General features: G+C 70.2%; 16 protein-coding genes, 1 tRNA gene and 1 pseudogene. 5 read left to right on the forward strand and 13 right to left on the reverse strand.

The window, feature by feature from the left end:
* Positions 1-12 precede the first annotated feature (12 nt).
* Positions 13-630, reverse strand: a complete 618-nt coding sequence (locus ACT53Q_RS14840) for an outer membrane beta-barrel protein (RefSeq protein WP_476187425.1) — start codon at positions 628-630, stop codon at positions 13-15.
* 257 nt (positions 631-887) lie between these two features.
* Entirely contained in the window at positions 888-2,219 is a 1,332-nt protein-coding gene (locus ACT53Q_RS14845; protein WP_476187426.1) for a tryptophan--tRNA ligase, read from the reverse strand.
* A gap of 157 nt (positions 2,220-2,376) precedes the next feature.
* On the opposite strand from ACT53Q_RS14845, the gene ACT53Q_RS14850 reads away from it, so the two are divergent.
* The 3 genes from ACT53Q_RS14850 (at position 2,377) to ACT53Q_RS14860 (ending at position 8,690) form a co-directional block, all read left to right on the forward strand.
* Positions 2,377-3,210, forward strand: coding sequence for a hypothetical protein (locus ACT53Q_RS14850; protein ID WP_476187427.1), 834 nt, complete (start codon positions 2,377-2,379; stop codon positions 3,208-3,210).
* A gap of 186 nt (positions 3,211-3,396) precedes the next feature.
* The gene (locus ACT53Q_RS14855) at positions 3,397-6,645 is read left to right on the forward strand and encodes a non-ribosomal peptide synthetase (RefSeq protein ID WP_476187428.1); all 3,249 of its coding nucleotides are present in this window, start codon (positions 3,397-3,399) and stop codon (positions 6,643-6,645) included.
* Positions 6,646-6,710: 65 nt separating this feature from the next.
* The gene (locus ACT53Q_RS14860; protein ID WP_476187429.1) at positions 6,711-8,690 is read left to right on the forward strand and encodes a S9 family peptidase; all 1,980 of its coding nucleotides are present in this window, start codon (positions 6,711-6,713) and stop codon (positions 8,688-8,690) included.
* Positions 8,691-8,720: 30 nt separating this feature from the next.
* Here ACT53Q_RS14860 and ACT53Q_RS14865 read toward each other — a convergent pair whose 3' ends face one another.
* From ACT53Q_RS14865 to ACT53Q_RS14875, 3 genes and pseudogenes are all read right to left on the reverse strand, one after another.
* Positions 8,721-8,963: a DUF3297 family protein gene (locus tag ACT53Q_RS14865; RefSeq protein WP_476187430.1), complete on the reverse strand. Its 243-nt coding sequence runs from the start codon at positions 8,961-8,963 to the stop codon at positions 8,721-8,723.
* Between the two features lie 53 nt (positions 8,964-9,016).
* Positions 9,017-9,478, reverse strand: coding sequence for a peptide-methionine (R)-S-oxide reductase MsrB (msrB, locus tag ACT53Q_RS14870; RefSeq protein WP_476187431.1), 462 nt, complete (start codon positions 9,476-9,478; stop codon positions 9,017-9,019).
* A 65-nt stretch (positions 9,479-9,543) separates the two neighbouring features.
* Positions 9,544-9,816: pseudogene (locus ACT53Q_RS14875) on the reverse strand (DUF4031 domain-containing protein); the annotation flags it as partial.
* Positions 9,817-9,914: 98 nt separating this feature from the next.
* Between ACT53Q_RS14875 and ACT53Q_RS14880 the strand changes: the two are divergent.
* Positions 9,915-11,759: an ABCB family ABC transporter ATP-binding protein/permease gene (locus ACT53Q_RS14880; protein WP_476187432.1), complete on the forward strand. Its 1,845-nt coding sequence runs from the start codon at positions 9,915-9,917 to the stop codon at positions 11,757-11,759.
* Positions 11,760-11,964: 205 nt separating this feature from the next.
* Here the strand turns inward: ACT53Q_RS14880 and ACT53Q_RS14885 are convergent, their stop codons facing one another.
* The 8 genes from ACT53Q_RS14885 to ACT53Q_RS14920 all read right to left on the reverse strand — a co-directional run bounded on the left by ACT53Q_RS14885 (position 11,965) and on the right by ACT53Q_RS14920 (position 21,164).
* Positions 11,965-13,185 (reverse strand): RtcB family protein, encoded by a 1,221-nt coding sequence (locus ACT53Q_RS14885; protein WP_476187433.1) that lies wholly within the window; start codon positions 13,183-13,185, stop codon positions 11,965-11,967.
* Positions 13,186-13,240: 55 nt separating this feature from the next.
* Positions 13,241-14,365, reverse strand: coding sequence for a slipin family protein (locus ACT53Q_RS14890; RefSeq protein ID WP_476187434.1), 1,125 nt, complete (start codon positions 14,363-14,365; stop codon positions 13,241-13,243).
* 433 nt (positions 14,366-14,798) lie between these two features.
* Positions 14,799-14,867: transfer RNA gene (locus ACT53Q_RS14895), tRNA-OTHER, on the reverse strand.
* Between the two features lie 708 nt (positions 14,868-15,575).
* Entirely contained in the window at positions 15,576-16,301 is a 726-nt protein-coding gene (locus ACT53Q_RS14900; RefSeq protein ID WP_476187435.1) for an arylesterase, read from the reverse strand.
* Positions 16,294-17,661 (reverse strand): leucyl aminopeptidase family protein, encoded by a 1,368-nt coding sequence (locus tag ACT53Q_RS14905; protein WP_476187436.1) that lies wholly within the window; start codon positions 17,659-17,661, stop codon positions 16,294-16,296. Before ACT53Q_RS14905 ends, ACT53Q_RS14900 begins: the two co-directional genes overlap by 8 nt.
* A complete protein-coding gene (locus tag ACT53Q_RS14910; RefSeq protein ID WP_476187437.1) occupies positions 17,658-18,416 on the reverse strand; it encodes an HAD family hydrolase in 759 nt (252 codons plus the stop codon). The genes ACT53Q_RS14905 and ACT53Q_RS14910 overlap by 4 nt, the downstream gene beginning before the upstream one ends.
* Positions 18,417-18,498: 82 nt before the next feature.
* A complete protein-coding gene (locus ACT53Q_RS14915) occupies positions 18,499-19,626 on the reverse strand; it encodes an AI-2E family transporter (RefSeq protein WP_476187438.1) in 1,128 nt (375 codons plus the stop codon).
* Positions 19,627-19,715: 89 nt separating this feature from the next.
* On the reverse strand, positions 19,716-21,164 hold the full coding sequence (locus tag ACT53Q_RS14920; protein WP_476187439.1) for a trypsin-like peptidase domain-containing protein: 1,449 nt from the start codon (positions 21,162-21,164) through the stop codon (positions 19,716-19,718).
* 555 nt (positions 21,165-21,719) lie between these two features.
* Here ACT53Q_RS14920 and ACT53Q_RS14925 point away from each other — a divergent pair.
* Complete coding sequence (locus ACT53Q_RS14925) at positions 21,720-23,873, forward strand: adenosylcobalamin-dependent ribonucleoside-diphosphate reductase (RefSeq protein ID WP_476187440.1); 2,154 nt, start codon at positions 21,720-21,722, stop codon at positions 23,871-23,873.
* Positions 23,874-23,954: the final 81 nt, after the last annotated feature.

The following is a 23,954-nucleotide window of genomic DNA, read 5'->3' on the forward strand; positions in this document are numbered from 1 at the left end:
AGCCGCGATGGATCAGAAGCGGTATTCGAAGCCCAGCGCCAGCGTGTTCAGCTCGACCGCGGGCGACGAGATCGGCGCCGGCTTGAGCTTGTTCTGGTGCGTGTAGTTCAGGGTCACGCCGTAGTGCTCGTTGAAGTCGTAGCCGACGCCCAGGCCCGCGTACGGCTGGGTGTGGGTGTACTCGCCCGACACGGCGATGGCGGCGGGGGCGGGACCGGCCTTGCCGGTGCCGTTCGCGCCTTCGGCCGACGGCGGCGGGGCGACGAACTCGACGGTGCCCTTCAGGGTGGTGCGGGCCAGGCCCAGGCGGCCGTCGATGAAGAAGCCCTTGTCTTCGCCGAAGCGGTACTTGCCGACCAGCGCGAAGCCGTAGCCGTCGGCCTTGCTGTCGATGCCGCCGATCGAGCTGTCGTAGTACTGGCCGTAGAAGCCTTCCACGCCGAAGTACTTGCCCATGTAGCCGCCGCGGACGGCGTAGGCGGTGTCGTTGTCCGAATCGCTGGCGGAGCCGGCGGAGAGTTCGGCGCGGGTGGTGCCCGCTTCGCCGCGGACGAAGAAGTCGCCGGCGAAGGCGGGGGAAGCGACGGCGGCGAGGGCCGAGGCGAGGATCAGGGTGCGGAACTTGGTCATGTCAGGTCACGTTTCTTGGTGGAAAAGCGCGTGGGGCGGTGCGGGGCCGGCGGTCGCCGACCCGCTCCGAAGTGTCTTTCGATGACGGGAATGCCGTGTCTCCGCGCCGCATGCGGCGTCGGAACGCGTGTCCGGTCGGTTGGGGACGAAGGCGGCAGGCGCCGCAATCCCGGACCGCTTTTTAATGCCCGTGTAACGGAATGTCAACGAATTCAGTGATCGATGCCCGGATCCGGCGTGATGCGGGTCGTTCCGTGTCAGCGGGCCTTGGCCTGCTGACGCGCGTCCTCGGCCTGCTTCAGCGCATCGAGGGCCTCGCCGATGGCGTCGCGCGCGTCCGGCGCCCATGGGTCGACCACGGCCGCGACCGCGTCCAGCGCGGCGGCGCCTTCGCCCTTGAGCCGTGCGACCCACGCGCCGGCGTCCTTCGGATTGTCGAAGCCGTGGCTCTGCAGCAGCACGGTGTCGCCGTCGGCGAGCTTGAAGTGGAAGCGGCCGTCCTGCTCGCGGTACTGCTTGAGCACCGGCACGGCGGCGGCCTTTTCCTTCACGGACTCCGTGGCGGCGGGCATCGTCGACAGGTCGCGCAGGCCCACGGCCTCGCGCAACTGCTGCATGAAGGGCGTGCCGAGGCGTTCGCGCGCGGTGCGGGCGCCGTCGCGCAGCTGCGCCTCGATGTCGGCGGGCTTCGCCATCAGCGCCTCGTAGCGCTCGCGCAGCGGCGCGATCTCGCGGTCGATGCGTTCGAACAACTGCTGCTTCGCGTCGCCCCAGCCGATGCCGTCGGCGAAGGCGGCGCGCATCGCCGCGGTCTCGTCGGCGCTGGCGAAGGCCTGGTACAGCTGGAACAGCGCCGAGCCCTCGGTGTCCTTCGGCTCGCCGGGTGCGCGCGAGTCGGTGACGATCGACAGGATCAGCTTCTTCAGTTGCTCGCGCGGCGCGAACAGCGGGATGGTGTTGTCGTAGCTCTTCGACATCTTGCGGCCGTCGAGGCCGGGCAGGGTGGCGACGTGTTCCTCGATCGCCGCCTCCGGCAACACGAAGTGGTCGCCGTAGAAATGGTTGAAGCGCTGCGCGAAGTCGCGCGCCATCTCGATGTGCTGGATCTGGTCGCGGCCCACCGGCACCTTGTGCGCGTTGAACACCAGGATGTCGGCCGCCATCAGCACCGGGTACATGAAGAGCCCGGCGGTGATGCCGAAGTCCGCGTCCTGCGACTCGGCCGTGTTGCGATCGACCGCGGCCTTGTAGGCATGCGCGCGGTTGAGGATGCCCTTGCCGGCGACGCAGGTCAGGAACCAGGTCAGCTCCGGGATCTCGTGGATGTCGCTCTGGCGGTAGAACCACACGCGGTCGTTGTCCGGCTCCAGCCCGCAGGCCAGCCAGCTCGCGGCGATCTCCAGCGTCGAGCGCTGCACCTTCGCGGGGTCCTGCACCTTGATCAGCGCGTGCAGGTCGGCCAGGAAGTAGAAGTTCTGCGTGCCCGGCGTGCGGCTGGCGGCCACGGTCGGGCGGATCGCGCCGACGTAGTTGCCCAGGTGCGGCGTGCCGGAAGTGGTGATGCCGGTGAGGATGCGGATGGCGGACATGGGGGGGGGCGGGGGCCGCGGAGGGACTCGGCCCGTCAGTTTACCCGCCGCTGAACGCGCCCGCCCTGACGCCCGCGCATCGACCAACCCCGTTTTCCGCGACGACGCGTTCATCACGGGCGTCCATGCCGGACATTTCCCTCTCTGGAGCCTTCCCATGCTGCGCCCGACCGCCCTCCTCCTCACCGCCCTCGCCGCCGTCAGCGCCTGCACCTCGCTGTCCGCGCAGCCGCTGGTCGACGTCGACGTCGTCGATCGCGACACCGGCGAATGGCTCCCCGAATACCGCCACCGCGGCCAGGACTGGATTCCCGGCATCCCCGGCCACCGCTACAGCGTGCGCCTGACCAACACCACCGGCGAGCGCGTGCTGGTCGTGCTGTCGGTGGACGGCGTGAACGCCATCAGCGGCGAGACCGCCGCCGCCGGCCAGACCGGCTACGTGCTGGGTCCGTGGCAGACCACCGAGATCACCGGCTGGCGCAAGTCGTACCAGGACGTCGCCCAGTTCTACTTCACCGACCTGCCCGACAGCTACGCCGCGCGCACCGGCCGGCCCGACAACGTCGGCGTGATCGGCGTCGCCGTGTTCCGCGAACGCGCGCAGCCGCAGCCGTACTACGAGCCCGCGCCGATCGCCCGCGAGGATCGCGAATACGACCGCGCCCGCGGCGCCGCCAAGTCCGTGCCCGCGGCGCCGTCGGCCTCGCGCCGCGCGTCCGAAGCTGCCGCGGATTCGGCCTACGGCGGCGGTGTCGCCCAGAGCATCGGCACCGGCCACGGCGAGCGCGAATGGTCGCCGGTCAGCCGCACCGACTTCGTCCGCGCCTCGCGCACGCCGGCCCAGGTCGCCCAGCTCCGCTACGACGACGTGCCGAATCTCGTGGCGATGGGCGTGATGCCGCGCTACCGCTACGAGGATCGTCGCCACCACGATCGCCCGCAGGCGTTCCCGAACGGTTTCGCCGCCGATCCCCCGGGCCGCTGGTAAGCGATCGGGCGTTTCCTCCATCGATTGCGATGCGACGGGCCGGCACTGCCGGCCCGTTTTCGTTGCCGGCGGCGGCTCGGGACGCGCGAATGAAGTGTGCGATCATCCGGCGCGGCCGCACCGCGCCCGTCCTGTCGGTGGCGCGTCGGCCGTTGTCGTTGCCGTCGATGTACAGGAGTGGTTGCCATGGATCCCCGAGACGCGCTGAGCCGCCTCACGCCCGAGCAGCTGCGCGCGCTGCGCCGCCAGGCGCAGGCGATGCCGCGCCAGCCGCGCGACGGCCGCCTCTTCCCCGCCTCGCCGCCGCAGCGGCGGCTGTGGTTCCTCGCACAGGTGGGCGGCAATTCCGCCGTCTACAACGTGCCGGTGACCGTCGAGCTGCGCGGCGACCTCGATCGCGACGCGCTGGCGTGGGCACTGGCCCGCGTGGCCGAGCGCCACGAAAGCCTGCGCACGACCTTCGAATCCGTGGACGGCGCGGTCTGCCAGCGCATCCACGCCGCACTGCCGTTCCCGCTGGACGAGGACGACCTCTCCGGCGTCGCCGCCGGCGACCTGCCCGCCGCCCGCGACGCCGCGCTGGCCGCGTCGGCGGCCGCGCTGTTCGATCTCGCCCGCGGTCCGCTGCTGCGCGCGCGGCTGGTCCGCCTGGCGCGCGACCATCATCTGCTGGTGATCGTGATCCACCACATCGTCTGCGACGGCTGGTCGCTGGCGGTGCTGGCGCGCGAACTGGAGACGCTGTATTCGGCGCGACGCCGCGGCGAAGCCGACCCGCTGCCGCCGCTGCCGGTGCAGTACGCCGATTACGCGGTGTGGCTGGAACAGCGGCTGTCGGGCGAGCGCCTCGTCCGCGAGGCCGCGCACTGGCGCGAGACGCTGTCCGGCGCGCCGCCGCTGCTGGAACTGCCGACCGATCGCCGCCGGCCCGCCGAACAGGACTTCACCGGCGCGCTGCTGCCGCTGGAGATCGACGCCGCGCTCACCGCGCAGCTGCGCGCGCTCGGCGCGCGCCACGGCACGACGCTGTACATGACCCTGCTCGCCGCGTGGGCGGTGGTGCTGTCGCGACTGTCGGGCCAGACCGACCTCGTCATCGGGTCGCCGGTGGCCAACCGCGGCCGGCGCGAAACGCAGGACCAGATCGGCTTCTTCGTGAACACGCTCGCGCTGCGCCTCGGGCTGGACGACGATCCGACCGTCGACGCGCTGCTGGCGCGCACGAAGGCGGTGGTGCTGGCGGCGCAGGAACACGGCGAACTGCCGTTCGAGCAGGTGGTCGAGCAGGTCAATCCCGCGCGCAGCCTCGCCTACACGCCGGTGTTCCAGGTCACGTTCGCGTGGCACAACGACACCGACTGGGACCTGCGCTTCGAGGGCCTGGCGGCGACGATGCTGGATCCGCCGGTGTCGGCCGCGAAGTTCGACCTCAACCTCAGCATGATCGAGCAGGGCGATGCCATCGCCGGCGTGATCGAATACGCGACCGCGCTGTTCGACGAAGCGACGATCGCGCGCCATGCCGGCTATCTGGTCGCGGTGCTGCGCGGCATGGTCGCCGACGCCACGCAGCCGGCGAGCCGCTTGCCGCTGCTCGGCGACGCGGAATACCGCCGGCTGGTGGTCGAGTGGAACGCCACCGGACGCGACTTCGGCCCGTGGCGCCCGCTGCACGCGCATCTCGAGGACCACGCCGCCGCGACCCCGCAGGCGATCGCGGTGACCTGCGGCGACGCCGTGCTCGACTACGCCGCGCTCAACGCCGGCGCCAACCGCATCGCGCACTGGCTGCGCGCGCAGGGCGTCGGCCGCGGCACGCGGGTCGGGATCTGCCTGCAGCGCTCGGTGGACGCGATCGCGGTCGTGTTCGGCATCATGAAATCCGGCGGCGCCTACGTGCCGATGGATCCGGCGTATCCCGACCAGCGCATCGCCGCGATGCTGGCCGACGCGCGTCCCGCGCTGGTGCTCGCCGACGGCCCGAGCCGCGCCGTGCTCGACGCGGCCCGCGCGCAGGTCGACGCGCCGCCGCCGGTGTTCGCGATCGACGCCGCGCCGGCGCCGTGGGCCGACGCGCCCGCGACGAATCCCGACGCGGCGGAGGTCGGGCTCGGTCCCGACGACACGCCGTACGTCATCTACACCTCCGGTTCCACCGGCGTGCCCAAGGGCGTGATGGCGCGCCACGGCGGCGTCACCGGGCTGATGCATGCGCTGCGCGAACCCTTCGGCCTCGGGCCGGACACGCGCGTGCTGCAGTTCGCGTCGTTCGGCTTCGACGCCTTCGTGCTGGAGTGGGTGATGGCCTTCGGTGCCGGCGGTTCGCTGCACCTGGCCGAGCCCGGCGAGACGCTGCTCGGCGACACGCTCGAGGCGCTGGTCGCGAAACGCCGGGCCACGCACGCGCTGATCCCGCCGGTGGTGCTGGCCTCGATGCCTGCCGGCGCGACGCTGGCGTCGATGCACACGCTGACCTGCGGCGGCGAAACCGTGCCGCCCGCGCTGCTCAGGCGCTGGAACCACGGCCGCCGCTTCATCAACATCTACGGCCCCACCGAAACCACCGCGATCAGCACCTGCCACGTCTGCCCGCCGTCGCTGCAGGACGCCGACAGCGTGCCGATCGGCCGCCCGTTCGCGAACGAGCGCGTGTACGTGCTCGATCGCTGGCTGCAGCCGGTGCCCACCGGCGTGGCCGGCGAACTGTGCATCGGCGGCGTCGGCGTCGCCGCGGGCTACCTGCACCGGCCGGAACTCACCGCCGACCGTTTCGTCGACAGCCCGTTCGTGCCGGGCGATCGCCTGTACCGCAGCGGCGACCTCGCGCGCTGGCGTGCGGACGGCGTCATCGAGCATCTGGGCCGCAACGATTTCCAGGTGAAGGTGCGCGGCTACCGCATCGAACTGGGCGACATCGAGGCCAAGCTCGCCGCGCAGGCGGGCGTGAAGGAAGCCGTGGTGCTGGCGCGCGAGGATGTGCCCGGCGAGAAGCAGCTCGTCGCGTACTACCTCGACGATGGCGCCGCGCAGGTCGCACCCGAAGCGCTGCGCACGGCGCTGCAGGCGCTGCTGCCGGACTACATGGTGCCGACGGCGTACGTGCGCATGGACGCCTGGCCGCTCACGTCGAACGCCAAGCTCGATCGTCGCGCGCTGCCGGCGCCGCAGGGCGCGACCGCCGCGCTCGCCCGCGCGTACGTGGCGCCGCGCACGCCGATCGAGGAAGTGCTGGCCGACATCTGGGCCGAGATCATCGGCGTCGAGCGTGTCGGCGTGCACGACAACTTCTTCGACCTCGGCGGCCACTCGCTGATGGCGATGCGGCTGATGTCCGCGATCCGCGACACCCTCGGTCTGGAGCTGCCGCTGAAGGCGTTCTTCGAGGCGCCGACCGTCGCCCAGATGGGCCGCGCGCTGCTGCCGGACGAGGACTGAACACCGCCTGCGGCGTTATCCTGCCGGCATCGTTTGATGCCGGGGGAGCGCCGCCGATGTCGTCCATGCCGTTCCGTACGCGCAGCCGTTCGCGCGCGTCCCTGCTCGCTCTCGTCTGCGCCTTCGTGTCCGCCTGCGCCGTGCAGGCGGCGGAGCCGCCGGCGCCTGCCGGCGCGTCCGCCAGCGCGGCGCCCGTCGACGTCATGCGCTACGTGCGCCGCGACAGTTACGCGCAACTCCGGATCTCGCCCGGCGGCGACCATTACGCCGCCACCGTGCCGCTGGAGGACCGCGTCATCCTGGTGATCATCGACCGCGCCAGCGGCCAGCCGACCGCCAAGATCGCCGGCGAGAAGGACACCGTCGTCACCGATTTCTGGTGGGTCAACGACCACCGCGTGATCGCCGCGATGGGCCGCCGCTACGGCCGCGCCGACACGCCGGTCGCGACCGGCGAACTGGTCGGCGTGGACGCCGACGGCAAGCGCGCGAAATGGCTGAGCGGGCCGACCGAATTCACGGTCGCGTTCATGCTCGATCCCCTGCGCGACGACCCCGACAACGTGCTGGTGGCGGTCTGGCCCTACGGTGCCAACGTCGAGACCTCGGTCGAACGCATGAATGTCTATACCGGCAACCGCGGTCCGATCTCCTCTTCGCCGGTGCGCAACGCCAACTTCGTCGCCGACCACCAGGGCCGCGTGCGCTTCGCCCTCGGCAGCGACAAGGACAACGCCGGCAAGCTGTTCTATCGCGACGCCGAAAAGGGCGAATGGCGCCTCGTTGCCGACGAGACCAGGACCCGTGTCGTCGAAAGCGCGATCGGCTTTTCCGCCGACGACAGGACGGCCTACCTCCGGGTGGAACGCGGCAACGGCCCCGACGCTCTCGTCGGCATGGACATCGCCACCGGCGCCTACACCGAGCTGTTGCGCGACGAAACCGCCGATCCCCATGGCGTCCTCTTCTCGCCCGACGGCACGACGCCGGTCGGGGCGCTGTACCTGCACGGCAGCGGCAGCCGGACGCGGTTCTTCGACGACAAGAGCGCAGTCGCGAAGTACTACCGCCAGATGGAGAAGGCGTTTCCCGGCAACACGGTGCTGCTGACCTCTGCCACCACCGACGGGCACCTGCTGCTGTTCTCGGTGTTCAGCGACCGCAATCCCGGCGACTTCTATCTCTACGACACGGTGGCGAAGACAGTCGATCCGGTGATGAGCCGGCGCAAGTGGTTCGACCCAGAACGCCAGCCGGCCACGGAGGAAGTGGTCGTCACCGCGCGCGACGGACTGTCGCTGCACGGCTACCTCACCCGGCCGCGCGGCGCCGATCCGGCGAAGCCGCTGCCGATGGTGGTGATGCCGCACGGCGGTCCGTTCGGCATCCAGGACACCTGGTGGTTCGACGACGACACGCAACTGCTGGCCGAAGCCGGCTACGCGGTGCTGCGCATCAACTATCGCGGATCGGGCGGATACGGCCGCGCGTTCCTGCATGCCGGTGCCCGCGAGTGGGGCGGGAAGATGCAGCAGGACCTCGTCGACGCCACGCGCTGGGCGATCGCGCAGAAGATCGCCGCGCCCGATCGCATCTGCCTGTACGGCGCCAGCTACGGCGGCTACGCGTCCCTCATGGGCGTGGCCACCGAGCCCGATCTGTATCGCTGCGCGGCCGGTTATGTCGGCGTCTACGATCTGGTGAAGATGCATCGCGACGACGCGAACTACGGCGGCGGTTACACGACCTGGACCAACGAGTGGATCGGTGCGCGCGACGGGCTCGACGCGGTGTCGCCGACCACGCTCGCCAGGCGCATCAAGGTGCCGGTGTTCCTGGCGGCCGGTGGCGAGGACAAGCGCGCCCCGATCGAACACAGCGAGCGCATGGAGAAAGCGCTGAAGCAGGCGGGCGTGCCGGTGGAGACCCTCTACTACCCGCACGAAGGCCACGGCTTCTACACCGAGGAACACCGCCGCGAGTTCTACGTCCGACTGCTCGCGTTCCTGTCGCGCTATCTCGGCGGCGCGACGGCGAAACCCTGAAGGATCGCGGCGCGCAGGCGCCGCGATCGGTCACTCCGCCTCGCGGAAATACGGTTCGACCGTGCCCTTGAGCTTCATCGTCATCGGCTGGCCGCGGCGGTCGAGCGCCTTGCCGGCGATGACCCGGACCCAGCCTTCGCTGACGCAGTATTCCTCGACGTTGGTGCGATCCACGCCGTTGAAGCGGATGCCGATGCCGCGGTCGAGCAGGGCGGCGTCGTAGTGCGGGCTGCTCGGATCGTTCGAGAGGCGGTCGGGGAGCGTGTCGGTCATGGCGGCGGTGCGGGAAGGTGGAGCCGCACAGGATACGACATCGCGCCGGACGCTCAGTCCGCGGGCCGGGCCTCGCCGCGGCCGAGCGGGTCGGGCAGGGGCGCGCCGGCGTCGACGAAGCCCAGCGACACCGAATTCAGGCAGTGGCGTTCGCCGGTCGGCGGCGGGCCGTCGGGAAAGACGTGGCCGAGGTGGCTCTGGCAGCGGGCGCAGACGATCTCCGTGCGCACCATGCCGTGGCTGGTGTCGCGGATGCGACCGATGTGGCGCTCGTCGTAGGGCGCGAAGAAACTGGGCCAGCCGGTGCCCGAATCGAACTTCGCGTCGGAGCGGAACAGCGGTAGTCCGCAGAAGCGGCAGACGTAGATGCCGCCGCGCTTGTTGTCGAGGAAGACACCGCAGAACGGCGCTTCGGTGCCGTGCGAGAGCAGCACGCGGCGTTCCTCGGGCGACAGACTGGCGGCCAGCGTCGCGCGCTGGTCGATGGTCGGTGGGGTCAGGTCGAACGCGGTCATGGGAGGTCCTCGGAATGCGGGGATGGCGCAGGAACGGAGGCGGCGAGCGCGGCCGCGGTTGCGTGGCCGCTCCATTGCCGCCGGGCATTGACGATGATCGCGCGCATCCGTGTCCGGTCGGCGGTGCGCGAGACAGGGTGCGCACCGAGCGCCAGCGCGCGTTCGCGCAGCGCGCTGTCGACGTCGTAGTGCGCGCCGCTGCGCCGGTCCTGGAAACGCGCGCGGGCCAGGCCCAGGCGCGCGGCGAAGGCATGCAGTTCGTCGAGGTCGTCGGCCAGCAGATGCGCCCAGCCCCGGCCGCGCCAGCGGAACACTGCGTTGTCGACGTACACGGCCATGGGAACAGTGAAGCACGCGCGCCCGCGATCGGCAAAAGCGTCGTGCCGAATGCGCGATCGCGGTTTGATTCCGGCGCCGGTGCCCTCATGATGCCGGGATGACCACGCCCCCCGCTTCCCCGCCCGCCGCCGCGCCGGACGGCGCCCCGCTCGTCGTCGATCGCGCCAGCGGCACTCGCGGCGAATGGCAGATCCTGCGCGAACTCGTGCCGTACCTGCGCCCGTTCCTCGGGCGCATCCTGTTCGCGCTGGCGCTGGTCGTCGCCGGCAAACTCGCCGGCCTTGCCATCCCCGCGGTGCTGAAGCGGCTGGTCGACGCGCTCGACGTCAACGTCACCCACGCCACGCTGGTGCTGCCGGTGGCGCTGCTGCTGGCCTACGGCGCCTCGCGCGTGGGCACCACGCTGTTCACCGAAGTGCGCCAGATCGTGTTCGCGCGGGTGATGGCGCGGGTGTCGCGGCGGCTCACGCTGCAGGTGTTCCGGCACCTGCACGCGCTGTCGCTGCGGTTCCATCTCGCCCGCCGCACCGGCGGCGTGACCCGCGACGTCGAGCGCGGCGGCACCGCGATCTCCGACCTGCTCGACTGGATGATCTACACCATCCTGCCGACGCTGTTCGAGATCGCGCTGGTCACCGGCGTGCTGGTGTGGATGTACGACGCCGGCTTCGCGGTGATCGTGATGATCACGCTGGCCGCCTACGCGGCCTTCACCTTCGCCGTCACCGAATGGCGCACGCGCTACTACCGCGCCGCGGTGGAGGCCGACACCCGCGCCAACGAATGCGCCGTCGATTCGCTGCTGAACTACGAGACCGTCAAGTACTTCAACAACGAGGAACACGAGGCGCGCCGCTACGACGTCAGCCTGCAGCATCGCGAGGAAGCGCAGGTGCTCAGCCGCAAGACGCTCGGGCTGCTCAATCTCGGCCAGGCCACCATCGTGTCGCTGGGTGTGACCGCGATGATGTGGCGCGCGGCGGCCGGCGTCGTCGCTGGCAGGATGACCGTGGGCGACCTGGTGTTCGTCAACACTGTGCTGCTGCAGCTGTCGGCGCCGCTCAACCTGCTGGGCATGATGTACCGCGAAGTGAAGCAGGCGTTCACCAATCTCGAACGCCTGTTCGGCCTGCTCGACGAAAGCCTCGACGTGCGCGACCGCGACGATGCGGTGCCGCTGCGCGCGGTGCGGCCGCGCGTGCGCTTCGAGCATGTGCGCTTCGGCTACGACCCGCGGCGCGAGATCCTGCACGATGTCGACTTCGAGGTGCAGCCTGGCGGTACGGTGGCCGTGGTCGGCCACTCCGGCTCGGGCAAGTCGACGCTGGCGCGGCTGCTGTATCGCTTCTACGACGTCGATGCCGGGCGCATCGCGGTGGAGGACGTCGATGGCGTGCTGCGCGACCTGCGCGATTGCACGCAGTCGTCGGTGCGCGGTGCCATCGCGATCGTCCCGCAGGACACGGTGCTGTTCAACGACAGCATCTACTACAACATCCTGTACGGCCGCCCGGACGCGACGCGCGAGGAGGTCGAGGCCGCGGCGAGGGCCGCGCACATCCACGACCGCATCCTCGGCTTCCCCGACGGCTACGAGACGCAGGTCGGCGAGCGCGGGCTCAAGCTGTCGGGCGGCGAGAAGCAGCGCGTCGCGATCGCGCGTGCGCTGCTCAAGAATCCGGCGATCCTGATCTTCGACGAAGCGACCTCGGCGCTCGATTCGAAGTCCGAGAAGGCGATCCAGACCGAACTCGACCGCATCGCGCAGGGGCGGACCACCATCGTCATTGCGCACCGCCTGTCGACGGTGATGAACGCCGATGAGATTCTGGTGATGGACCAGGGCCGTGTGATCGAGCGCGGCCGCCACGGCGACCTGCTTATCCGCGGCGGCCAGTACGCGCAGATGTGGGCGCTGCAGCAGCAGGAAAGCGAGGGTTGATCGGCGGTTGATGGCTGACTGCCCGCACCTCCGTGTGCGGGCGCTCGCTATCGCTGTGCGGGATCGTTGCGCGGGCTTCCGCACGGGTTGTTGTCGCGTTGCCATCCATGGCGACACGCCACGGGCTTCGGAACGCCCGGCCCGCACATCCGTGTGCGGGCGTTCGCGATCGCTGCGCGGCAGTGCCGCGCAAGCATGCGATCTTTCACCCCTTCACGCACAGCACCTGCCGCAGCGTGTGCACGACCTCGACGAGGTCGGACTGCGCCGCCATCACCGCGTCGATGTCCTTGTAGGCGGCCGGCGATTCGTCGATCACGCCGGCGTCCTTGCGGCATTCGACGTGCGCCGTGGCCTCGCGGTGCTGCTTGAGCGTGATGGTCTGCTTCGCTTCCGAACGGCTCATCGTGCGGCCGGCGCCGTGGCTGCAGCTGCAGAAGCTGTCCGGGTTGCCCTTGCCGCGCACGATGTAGCTCTTCGCGCCCATGCTGCCCGGGATGATGCCCAGCTCGCCTGCGCGGGCGCTGACCGCGCCCTTGCGGGTGACCAGCAGCGACTCGCCGTGATGCTCCTCGCGCTGCACGTAGTTGTGATGGCAGTTGACCGCCAGCTTCTCCAACTGGAACCGCGGCAGCTTGCGCCGCAGCTCGTCGAGCACCCGCGCCATCATCGCCTCGCGGTTCGCCCGCGCGTAGTCCTGCGCCCACGACACCGCTTCCACGTAGTCGTCGAACAGCGGCTCGCCTTCGAGGAAGAAGGCCAGGTCGCGATCGGGCAGGTGGAAGCCGAGCGTGCGCGTCGCCAGTCGCTCGCGTGCGTGCTCGATGAAGTAGGTGCCGATCAGGTTGCCGGTTCCGCGCGAACCCGAATGCAGCATCACCCACACCGCGCCTGCTTCGTCGAGGCAGAGTTCGATGAAGTGGTTGCCGCCGCCGAGCGTGCCGAGCTGCCGGTCGAACTTGTCGACGCGGATGCGCCGGTGCTTCGCCTTGATCGCCTCCAGCCGCAGCCACAGTCCGGATTGCCCGATCCGGGTCTCGATGCTGTCCGGCAATCGCCGGTGCTCGCCGCCGTTGCCGTTGCCGACGGGCACGCTGCGCTCGATCGAGGCGCGCAGGTGTGCGAGCGAATCGGGCAGGTCGCTCGCTCGCAGCGTGGTGCGCACGGCGGCCATGCCGCAGCCGATGTCGACGCCGACCGCCGCCGGGATGATCGCGCCGCGGGTCGGGATCACCGAGCCGACAGTCGCGCCCTTGCCCAGATGCACGTCGGGCATCACCGCCACCCACGGCCCGACGTAGGGCACCCGCGCGATGTTCTGCATCTGGCGATGCGCGCCGTCATCCAGCGGCACGCCGCGCACCCAGCCCTTGATCGGCACGGGTGAGCCTTCGGCGTGCAGGAATTCGAAAGAATGCGTGTCCATGTCCAAGTGTCTCATCGGAACCGAGGCGCGACGGATCCCTCCGCCGCGCCCGGGTCTAGGGCTTGATGTTCACCAACTGCTTCAGCACGCCCTCCAGGCCGCCGAACACGGTCAGCTTGTCGATCTTTTCCGTGATCTTCTCCAGCGCCTCCAGTTCCTTGAGGCGCATCAGTACCGGGCTCTCGTCGATCAGCTTCGCGGTGTTGAGCAGCGAGCGCGTGGCGTTCGCCTCCTCGCGCCGACGGATGACGTTGGCCTGCGCCGCCTTCTCCGCCTGCACGACGCCGTTGAGGATCTCGCGCATCTCGCCGGGCAGGATCACGTCCTTGATGCCGACGCCGATCACCTCCACACCGAACGCCTCCACCTTGCCGCGCACGTCGGCGAGGATGTCGGCGTCGAGCGACGCCTTGTCGCCGAGCAGTTCGTCCAGCGTGCGCGCGGAGACCGCACGGCGCAGGCCGTACTGCAGTTCGCGATAGACCTGGTCGCTGAACTTCGCGACCCGCGTGCGCGAGGCGACCGGGTCGGTCACGCGCACGCTTGCCGCGAGGTTCACGCGCAACGAGACCTTGTCGCGCGTGAGCAGTTCCTGGCCCGAGACCTCCACCGCCTGCATGCGCAGGTCGGCGATCTCGGTCGTCACGTTCTTCCGGATATTCCAGAAGGCGTGGCAGCCGGGATCGAGCGTGCGCACGAAGCGGCCGTCGATGAAGACCAGGCCGACGGATTCCGTCGGCACGTCGGCGACCGCGGCGATCCTGCCGAGCGCGCCGAGCTGGCGCAGGCGGCGGGCGATGTCCGCGCGGACGTCCAGTCCATCTTCCAGCGCGATGCGTTCGATCGCGACGCGCACCGGTCCGCGCCAGTACAGCTTGCGCGTGCCGGGGAGCAGCACGTCCTCCAGCCTGCCGTTCTTCGACACCAGACCGACCTCGTCGGTGCCGATGTCGCCGAGCACGAAGTGCGCGTCGAGCCTGTCGCCCAGCGCGTCGATCAGGGTGTCGACGTCGTGGCCGGCGTATTCCGGCTTCGCGACGTCATGCACCGTGATCGACCGTCGGCCGAGCGGGTCGAGGAACGTGTACACGCCGGGATCGAGCGCGCGCTCGAGCCTGCGGTCCCGGTACACCAGGCCGCGCTCGCCGTCGCCGATCACGACCCTCTTCTTCCAGAACATCGGGGTGTCTCCTGTTTCGGGTTCCGGTGATTCGATGCAGTCGATGGGCTTCCGTCGCGCGGCATCGGGGCGCGCGGCGGGTGTGCGAAGGATTCGCGAAGGAGGTGGAAACGCCCCGACGTCGAAAGTACGGGTCCGGTGCGCGCTTCGCGGGGCGATCGCGTCGTCCTGCGATGCGGGCAATGACTTGCCGGCATCGAAGCCGATCGCGATGCGTCCGCGTCGCGGGCGCCGGTCCGGCACCGTCGTCGCTGCGGTGTCCGCGGCACGATGCGCTGTCCTGCGTCGTGTCGCGAAACGCCGCGCGGAGCGTTTCCGTGGCGGGACTCGCGTCCCGGTGATGCATGACGGATCAGGTCATGTCTGGAGCGGGAGTCGAACCCGCAAATGTCGAATCCTGAATTCGATGCTCTACCGTTGAGCTATCCAAAGGAACGACATGCCGGAATCGAACCGGCAACCTGCGGCTTGCGCCGCCGCTCTCCCGTTGAGCCAATGTCGTCTTGGCGAAACACCGCTTTCCGGCTCGGGCATACGCCACGGCAGTGCCGCGCGCACCGGACGGGATGGGAACCCGTGCCGCTGGAGACCGTTCGATCGATGTGTCGCATCGCCGGCCGTCACCGACCGGCAATCCGTGTGCCCATGCGCATCCCGCCGTCGCCCGCACCGAGCATCGCGGTGCAGCGCTTGCGCGCCTCGTGGCGGAACTCCGCGACAGCGACGACCCGCGCGCGGACCTCGATGTCCGTGCGTTCGCGCTGTGATGCTGCGGAAATGCATTGGCTGGAAACGTGTGGGCGAAAAACGCGTGAGCGAAGCCGTTCTCGTCGCGAAAGATCGCGCGCGTGTCGAATGACGCTCTTTGCGGACGCTGAAACGGAAACGCCCCCGGAAATGGTTCCGAGGGCGTTCGCGGTCCTCGGAGATCGGGGCGACCGATCTCCGTGACGGGATCAGTCGTGGTGGTGGATGGCGCCCTGCTGCAGTCGCGGCTTCATGCCATTCGACGCGCATGCGAACCCGTCGCGCTGCTGGCGCGAAGCTTCGTCACGGCGATGGAGGCAGGAGGCGGACGTCATCGGAATGGCTCGAAACAAGGGATTTTCGACGCAGTCGTGCTGCGATGGGCGCGCACGTTACACCCGTCGTTTTCGCTTTGCAAACATTTTTTTCACATCCGTCCGGCGTGCCGACGAACGGCGTGCACTCACTGCAGCAGCGGCGCGAGCGTGCGCCACACGTGATCGCGCAGCTTCGGTTGCGCACCGGCGTTGGGATGCAGGCGATCGGCCTGGAACGCGCTGTCGTCGGCGGCGACGGGTTCGAGCAGGAACGGCAGGAACGCGGTCCGCTTCTGCTTCGCGAGGTCGGCGAACAGCGATTCGAAGCCCTGCGTGTAGTCGGGCCCGTAGTTCGGCGGCAGGCGCATGCCGATCAGCAGCACCTTCGCCTTCGCTGCTTGTGCGGCGTCGATCATCGCGGCGAGGTGCGTGCGCGTTTCGGTGAGCGGCAGTCCGCGCAGGCCGTCGTTCGCGCCGAGTTCGATCACGACGACCTCGGGCCGGTTGCGTGCGAGTTCGTCCACGATGCGCGCGGCACCGCCGGCGGTGGTCTCGCCGCTGACACTGGCGTTGACGAGGCCCCAGCCGGGTTTCTCCTGCGCGATCTTCTGCGCGGTGAGCGACACCCAGCCTTCCGGTGCCGCGAGGCCGTAGCCGGCGGACAGCGAATCGCCCATCACCAGCACGACGTGTTGCGCGACGGGCTGCGGTGCGGGCGCGGGAGCGGCGGGCGTCGCCGGTGTCGTCGCTGCGACCGGTGCGGGCGTCGTGTCCGCTGGCGCGGGTTCCGGCGTGCGTGCGCAGGCGGCGAGCGCGAGCAGCGCGCAGGCGAGCGCGGTCGTCGCGAAGCGGCGGTGCAACGACTCAGCCATGACGCGCCTTCAGCATCGCGTAGCAGGCGCGCAGGGCCTGCGCTTCGCCGCCGGCGGGGCGGCCGGGGCGATCGCTGTCGTTCCAGCTGTAGACGTCGAGGTGCGCCCACGGCTGGTCGTCGGGCACGAACTTGTCGAGATACAGCGCGGCGGTGATGCAGCCGCCCATCGCGCTGCTGCTGCCGTTGGCGAGATCGGCGATGCCGCTGCTCAGATAGCGCAGGTACGGCTTGTGCAGCGGCATGCGCCACAGCGGGTCGCGCGTCCGCGCACCGGCAGCGAGCCAGTCGTCGGCGACGCGATCGTCGTTGGCGAACAGCGCCGGCAGGTCGGGGCCGAGTGCGATGCGCGCGGCGCCGGTGAGCGTGGCGAAATCGAGCACCAGCTGCGGCTTCTGTTCCGCGGCGTACGCAAGCGCGTCGCAGAGGACCACGCGGCCTTCGGCGTCGGTGTTGTCGATCTCGACGCTGAGGCCCTTGCGCGTGGCGATGACTTCGCCCGGGCGATACGCGTTCGGGCCGATCGCGTTCTCCACCGCGGGCACCAGCAGCGTCAGCCGCACCGGCAGTTTGCGCGCCATGACCAGTTCGGCCAGCGCGATCGCGTGCGCGGCGCCGCCCATGTCCTTCTTCATGTTGCGCATGCCGGATGCGGCCTTGATGTCGAGGCCGCCGGTGTCGAAGCACACGCCCTTGCCGACCAGCACGAGGTGCGGCGCGTCCTGCGCGCCCCAGTGCAGCACGATCAGTCGCGGCGCGCGGTGCGAGGCGCGGCCGACGGCGTGGATTGCCGGGAAGTTGTGCGCCAGCAGGTCGTCGCCGACCAGCACGTCGAGGTCGGCGCCCTGCGCCTGCGCGATGTCGCGCACGACGGCTTCGAGTTCGTCCGGGCCCATGTGCTCGGTCGGCGTGTTGACGAGGTCGCGCACGCGCACGCAGGCGGCGATCTGCGCGGCGATGTCGGCGTCGACCTCGGCCGCCAGCCGCGCCGGCGTGCGGCCGGCGTCGCGGTAGCGCGTGAAGCGGTAGCTGCCCAGCGCCCAGCCCAGATGCAGCGCGTCGCGCGCCTCGGCGTCGAGCGCATCGGCCATGCGCCAGTCGCCTGCGGGCAGCGCGAACGATGCGTGCGACCACGCGAAGGGATCGTGCAGGTCGCCCACGCCCAGCACCGCGCCGGCGAGGCCGCCGTCGCCGGGCAGCAGCGCAAGCGTGCCGGCGGCGCCGGTGAAGCCCTGCGCCTGCAGCCACGCCTGCCGCGCCGGCGATTGCGTGGCGTTCCAGTCGGCGAAGGTGGCGGAAGTGGTCGCGTGCAGCGGCAGCGCGCTGGCGTCGGCGGGGGCGAGTCCGGGCAATGCGGTCATGGGGCGGTTCCGTGTGAAGGCGCGACGTGCACGGCGCCGGCGTGCGGCGGCATGCGTTCGATCAGATCGGCCAGCGCGGCCAGATCGGGGACGACCAGGTCCGGCGCGACGTCGCCGTGCGGCCAGTGCGGGTGGCGATCGCGGGCATCCTCGCGATGCACCCACGCGGTGCGCAGGCCGGCGCGCGCGGCGCCGAGCACGTCGGCCTCGACGTGGTCGCCGACGTGCAGCACGTCGTCCGGCGCGCAGCCCAGGCGTTCGCAGGCGGCGAGGAAGATGCTCGCGTCCGGTTTCGCCGCGCCGTGTTCGCGCGAACCGAGCTGGAAGGCGAAATGGTGGTCGAGGCCGATCGCGACGAGGTCGGCGTTGCCGTTGCTCAGCGCTGCCACCGGCACGCGTGCGGCGATCCGCGCGAGGGCGTCGACGGCGTCGGGATAGCACTCGACGCGGTTGCGCTCGGCGTAGAACACGTCGTACGCGGCGTCGGTCAGCGCCGGGTCTTCGCCGCTCTCGACGAACGCCGTGTGCAGGCACAGGCGGCGCAGCGCGCTCATGTCGTGGGCGAGGTCGGTGCGTTCGGTGAAGATGCGCTCGCGCAGGGCGCGCATGACCGGGATCGGAAAGCGTTCGGCGGTGCGCGGGCTGTGCACGCGCAGCCAGTCGTCGAGCACGCGCTCGATCCGCGCACCGATCGGCGCGAACGGCCACAGCGTGTCGTCGAGGTCGAGGGTGATGGCGCGGATGCGGAAATTCACGCCGGCAGTGTAGCGCGGGGGCGGCCGGGCGCCCCGGGACATCCGTCATGGCGCGGAACGGCCGGCCGCCGGCGCGCGCCGGTCATTCCAGCAGCCGCGCCCAGGCCTCCATGCCGTCCAGCCGCTCCAGTACCAGCTTCGTGCAGGCCAGCAGCGGCACCGCCAGCAGCAGGCCGATGAAGCCCCACAGCCAGCCGAAGACCATCAGCCCGAGGATCAGCACCAGCGGCGACAGCGCCATGCGCCGGCCGAGCACGATCGGCGTCACCAATTGGCTCTCGATCGCGTGCAGCAGCAGGTAGACGCCGGCCGGCGCCAGTGCGTGCAGCGGGTCGTCGAAATGCACGAAGCCCATCAGCAGGGACGCCGCCACGCCGATCAGCGGGCCGACGTAAGGTGCGTAGTTCAGCACGCCGGCCAGCGTGCCCCACATCAGCGCTTCCGGCAGCGGCAGGCCGAGGCCAAGCAGCACGCCGGCGTAGACCAGTCCCAGCAATCCATTGATCACGCTGATCGTCAGCACGTAGCGCGAGAGTTCGCGCTCGATCGATTCCAGGATCTCCACCGTCAGCCGCTGCTGCTGGGTGCCGGGCAGCAGCCCGAGCACCTTCTTCTGCAGGCTGCCGCCGTAGACCATGAAGAAGAAGGTCAGCAGCACCACCGCCAGCACCGAGGCGAGCATGCGTGGCGTTGCGGTGAGGGCGCGGTACGGGTCGTTGACCTCGGTGCGGACCACCTTGACCGCGCCGGCCTCCTCGCCGCCGGCGACGCGGGCGATGTTCTCCGCGCCCTTCTTCGCCTCCTGCACGGGTTTGGCGAACTCACGCAGCTTGGGTGCGAGCTGGCGCATCTCGCGCGGCAGCTGGCGGAACAGGTCGCCGGCGGGATCGGCCAGCAGGCTGCCGAGCAGGATCGCCGCGGCGATGCCGCCGGCCAGCACGCCGGCGGCGCCGAGGAAGCGCGGCACGTACAGCCGGCGCAGCCCGCGCAGGATGGGATTGCCGATCAGGGCGAAGAACGCCGCCAGCAGGATCGGCAGCAGCAGGTCCTGCGTGGCCCACAGGGTGAAGCCGACCGCCAGCGTCGCCAGCACCACGGCGGCCGGCGAGGAGCGCGGCCGCGGCGGCGGTGCGGCCGCGGTGCCGCCCGGATCCGCAGGCGGCGGCACGGGCGGGGCGAGGGACGGTTCGGACGGATCGGGCGACGACATCCGGACAGCTTAATCCGCGGGCGAATCCGCCGTACGACCGGCGTCGCCGGCGGTGCCGCGCGCCGTGCGCGCTGCACGGCGCAGCGGGCTCATCGCATGAGCAGCCGGCCCTGCGCGCCGCCGCGCCAGACCACCAGCACCAGATCCTGCGGCGTGTCGGCGAACCCGGCGCGGAAGCCGGCGAGGTCGGCGAACTCGCCGATGGTCGCGCCCTGGATCACGTCGCCCTTGCGCAGGCCGTTGCGGGCGGCGCGGCTGCCGTCGGCCACGGTGTCGACCAGCACGCCGGTGGCGCCGTCGCGGCGCAGCGATTCGGGCAGTTCGGCGAAGGTGGCGCCGGCGAGGCGCGGGTCGAGGCTGGCGCCGGCGATCGCGCGCGGCTGCTCGCGCAGGGTCGCCTGCACCTGCACCGGCTTGCCGTTGCGGCGCACGTCCAGCGACACCTTGCTGTCCGCCGGCTGCAGGCCCTGGAAGTTGCGCAGGCCGTCGCTGTTGTCGATGCGCTGGCCGTTGGCGGCGAGGATCACGTCGCCCTCGCGCAGGCCCGCCGCGGCGGCGGCCGAGCCCGGGTACACGCGCGTGACCACCGCGCCGCGGGCCTCGCTCAGGCCCAGGCCCTGCGCGATGCGTGGGTCCACGTCCTGGCTGTCGATGCCCAGCGCGCCGCGGCGCACGCCGCCGGTCAGCAACTGCTCCATCACCCGGTGCGCCAGGTCGCTGGGGATCGCGAAGCCCAGGCCGATGTTGCCGGCCATGCTGCCGCGCGGGTTGAAGCTGGCAGTGTTGATGCCGACCAGCCCGCCGTGCAGGTCGACCAGCGCGCCGCCGGAGTTGCCCGGGTTGATCGACGCGTCGGTCTGGATGAAGTTCTGGAAGCCCATGCCCGGCAGGCCGCTGCGCTGGGTGGCCGAGACGATCCCCCAGGTCACGGTCTGGCCCACCCCGAACGGGTTGCCCACCGCGACCACGAAATCGCCGACCTGCAGCCGGCCGCTGTCGGCCAGCGGGATCGCGGTCAGGTCCTTGGCCTGGATGCGCATCAGCGCCACGTCGGTATCGGGATCGGAGCCGACGAACTCGGCCTTCAGCGTGCGCCCGTCGTTCAGGGTGACCGAGACGTCGTCCGCGCCCTCGATCACGTGGTGGTTGGTGAGGATCAGCCCGCGCTGGGCGTCGACGATCACGCCCGAGCCCAGCGATTCGGAGATGCGCTCCTCGGGGATGCCGAACAGGCGGCGGAACATCGGGTCGTCGCCGAACGGGGTGTTCACCCGCACCCGCTGCTTGGTGTGCACGCTGACCACCGCCGGCGTCACCTTCTTCAGCATCGGCGCCAGCGACGGCAGCGGCTGGCCGTCGACCGCCATCGGCAGCGGCGCCGACGCCGCGACCGCGGGCACCGACGAGGCGGCGATCGCCGGGGTCTCGAGGGTTTCGCGCACCCAGGTGGCGGCGAACCCGCCGAACGTGGCGGCCGCGGTCAGGGCGAGCAGGAGCGGGACTTTCCGGGGGCGTGGGGCGGAGCGTTCGGCGGTCATGGCGAGGGTCGGGGAGGCGGGACGGGAGGGGCGCGCACGGGCGATGCGCAGGCCAAGATCGCGGCCGCGGGCAGCGGAATCAAGCCCGCGGCGCACGGGGTGGGACAGCTTTCGCGGCGCGGCTTAAACGCGGCCTGAAACCGTGACCGGCCACACGTGCCGGAGGTTCCCGCCGCCGGTCCGTCCGGGCGATGGAACGGGCCGCGAAAGGCACGTCAAGCCGTTGACTTGGGGGAAAGGGGGGCGTAGCTTGGCACCCCGCGTCGCCACTACATCTTGGGGTGGGCGTGGCGGCCGACCCAACCAATGGTGTTTCACGGAACATGTGGTTCCACGGAAGACACGACGGGCGGCAGGCGTTCGCAAGCGGAAGTCCGTCGATTCAGGGCGCCTTTCGTGCAATCGGGCGTACAGGAGCGTCACACGCGGTCGGATCGTGTACCGCATCACAGAATCCGTTGATGGCGTAGAGCAGGGGCTCCGCCGTCGGCACCCCGATGACAACGAGGCGGCGGCATGTCCCGTGGCCCGCGAACTGACGAGGATGGGAGTGGAATGAGTACTGTGCGTCTCGAGGCCGTGGCGAAGGCGGAGGCTGCCGCCGAGATTCCGATGCAACCGGCGTCCTGGGACATCTGGGACAAGAAGTACCGGCTCAAGACCAAGCAGGGCAACGACGTCGACGCCGACATCGACGGCACCTACCAGCGCGTCGCCCGCGCCCTGGCCGACGCCGAGCCCACCGCCGAGAAGCAGAAGTACTGGTACGAGCGTTTCGTCTGGGCGCTGCGCCGTGGCGCGATCCCGGCCGGCCGCATCACCTCGAACGCCGGCGCGCTGGAGCACAAGCCGGCCACCAGCACGATCAACTGCACCGTCTCCGGCACCATCCACGATTCGATGGACGGCATCCTGGAGAAGGTGCACGAGGCCGGGCTCACGCTGAAGGCCGGCTGCGGCATCGGCTACGAGTTCTCCACGCTGCGTCCGCGCGGCGCGTTCGTGGCCGGCGCCGGCGCCTACACCTCGGGCCCGATGTCCTTCATGGACATCTACGACAAGATGTGTTTCACCGTCTCCAGCGCCGGCGGCCGCCGCGGCGCGCAGATGGGCACGTTCGACGTCTCCCACCCGGACGTGAAGGACTTCATCCGCGCCAAGCGCGAGGACGGCCGCCTGCGCCAGTTCAACCTGTCGCTGCTGATCACCGACGGCTTCATGCAGGCGGTCGACACCGATGCCGACTGGCCGCTGGTGTTCCCGATCAACGCGAAGGAAGTCGGTGACCTCGACATCGACAACCCCGAGCAGGTCGTGTGGCGCGACTGGCCGACCACCCGCAACTACATCACCCGCGACGACGGCATGGTGGCCTGCAAGATCTACGGCCACATCCGCGCCCGTCACCTGTGGGACATGATCATGGTCTCGACGTACGACTACGCCGAGCCCGGGTTCATCCTGATCGACAAGGTCAACGAGATGAACAACAACTGGTGGTGCGAGACCATCCGCGCCACCAACCCCTGCGGCGAGCAGCCGCTGCCGCCGTACGGCGCCTGCCTGCTGGGCTCGGTCAACCTGACCAAGTTCGTGCGCAAGCCGTTCACCGACGAGGCCGCGTTCGACTGGGAGGAATACAAGGAAGTCGTCCGCGTCTTCACCCGCATGCTCGACAACGTGGTCGAGGTGAACGGCCTGCCGCTGCCGCAGCAGCAGCAGGAGATCCTGCGCAAGCGCCGCCACGGCATGGGCTTCCTGGGCCTCGGCAGCACCATCACCATGCTCGGCATGAAGTACGGCAGCGCGAAGTCGCTGGAATTCACCGAGCAGATCGCCCGCGACATGGCCGTGGCCGGCTGGGAAGTCGCGCTGCAGCTGGCCCACGAGAAGGGCCCGGCGCCGATCATGGAAGAGCGCTTCGCGGTCACCGCCGAAATGCTGCGCAAGCGCCCGGAAATGGCGCGCGACGGCTGGAAGGTCGGCCAGGAGATCCCCGGCAAGGTGCTGCACGCCAAGTACAGCCGCTACATGCAGCGCGTGGCCTCGGTCGCGCCGGAGCTGGTCGACCAGCTGGCCGAGACCGGCGCCCGCTTCACCCACCACAGCTCGATCGCGCCCACCGGCACCATCTCGCTGTCGCTGGCCAACAACGCCTCCAACGGCATCGAACCTTCGTTCGCGCACCACTACAGCCGCAACGTGATCCGCGAAGGCAAGAAGTCGAAGGAAAAGGTCGACGTCTACAGCTTCGAGCTGCTGGCCTACCGCGAACTGGTCAACCCGAAGGCGATGCCCTTCAGCGATGACCCTGCCGCGAAGCTGCCCGACTACTTCATCTCGGCCGACGACATCTCGCCGAAGGAACACGTCGACGTGCAGGCCGCCGCCCAGAAGTGGGTCGACAGCTCCATCTCCAAGACCGCGAACGTCCCGACCGACTACCCGTACGAGGACTTCAAGGACATCTACCGCTACGCCTACCAGCAGGGCCTCAAGGGCTGCACCACCTTCCGCTTCAACCCGGCCGCCTTCCAGGGCGTGCTGGTGAAGGAAGCCGACCTCGAGAACACGCTGTACCGCTTCGAGCTGGAAGACGGCAGCCTGATCGAGGTCAAGGGCAACGAAGAGATCGAATACGACGGCGAGATGCACACCGCCGCAAACCTCTTCGACGCGCTGAAAGAAGGCTACTACGGCAAGTTCTGACCGCGTCGTTTCCCTCCCTCCCCCCGCGTGCGGGGGAGGGTCGGGGTGGGGGCGAATCGCCTCGCGTTCCGCTCGTCGCCG

The sequence above is a fragment of the Lysobacter sp. DMC97 genome, assembly GCF_056313745.1.

What these genes read in the sequence shown, in the direction of transcription:
- ACT53Q_RS14840 (WP_476187425.1), bottom strand. Translation starts at nt 630, where the DNA reads ATGACCAAGTTCCGCACCCTGATCCTCGCCTCGGCCCTCGCCGCCGTC.
- ACT53Q_RS14845 (WP_476187426.1), bottom strand. Translation starts at nt 2,219, where the DNA reads ATGTCCGCCATCCGCATCCTCACCGGCATCACCACTTCCGGCACGCCG.
- ACT53Q_RS14850 (WP_476187427.1), top strand. Translation starts at nt 2,377, where the DNA reads ATGCTGCGCCCGACCGCCCTCCTCCTCACCGCCCTCGCCGCCGTCAGC.
- ACT53Q_RS14855 (WP_476187428.1), top strand. Translation starts at nt 3,397, where the DNA reads ATGGATCCCCGAGACGCGCTGAGCCGCCTCACGCCCGAGCAGCTGCGC.
- ACT53Q_RS14860 (WP_476187429.1), top strand. Translation starts at nt 6,711, where the DNA reads ATGCCGTTCCGTACGCGCAGCCGTTCGCGCGCGTCCCTGCTCGCTCTC.
- ACT53Q_RS14865 (WP_476187430.1), bottom strand. Translation starts at nt 8,963, where the DNA reads ATGACCGACACGCTCCCCGACCGCCTCTCGAACGATCCGAGCAGCCCG.
- msrB (WP_476187431.1), bottom strand. Translation starts at nt 9,478, where the DNA reads ATGACCGCGTTCGACCTGACCCCACCGACCATCGACCAGCGCGCGACG.
- ACT53Q_RS14880 (WP_476187432.1), top strand. Translation starts at nt 9,915, where the DNA reads ATGACCACGCCCCCCGCTTCCCCGCCCGCCGCCGCGCCGGACGGCGCC.
- ACT53Q_RS14885 (WP_476187433.1), bottom strand. Translation starts at nt 13,185, where the DNA reads ATGGACACGCATTCTTTCGAATTCCTGCACGCCGAAGGCTCACCCGTG.
- ACT53Q_RS14890 (WP_476187434.1), bottom strand. Translation starts at nt 14,365, where the DNA reads ATGTTCTGGAAGAAGAGGGTCGTGATCGGCGACGGCGAGCGCGGCCTG.
- ACT53Q_RS14900 (WP_476187435.1), bottom strand. Translation starts at nt 16,301, where the DNA reads ATGGCTGAGTCGTTGCACCGCCGCTTCGCGACGACCGCGCTCGCCTGC.
- ACT53Q_RS14905 (WP_476187436.1), bottom strand. Translation starts at nt 17,661, where the DNA reads ATGACCGCATTGCCCGGACTCGCCCCCGCCGACGCCAGCGCGCTGCCG.
- ACT53Q_RS14915 (WP_476187438.1), bottom strand. Translation starts at nt 19,626, where the DNA reads ATGTCGTCGCCCGATCCGTCCGAACCGTCCCTCGCCCCGCCCGTGCCG.
- ACT53Q_RS14920 (WP_476187439.1), bottom strand. Translation starts at nt 21,164, where the DNA reads ATGACCGCCGAACGCTCCGCCCCACGCCCCCGGAAAGTCCCGCTCCTG.
- ACT53Q_RS14925 (WP_476187440.1), top strand. Translation starts at nt 21,720, where the DNA reads ATGAGTACTGTGCGTCTCGAGGCCGTGGCGAAGGCGGAGGCTGCCGCC.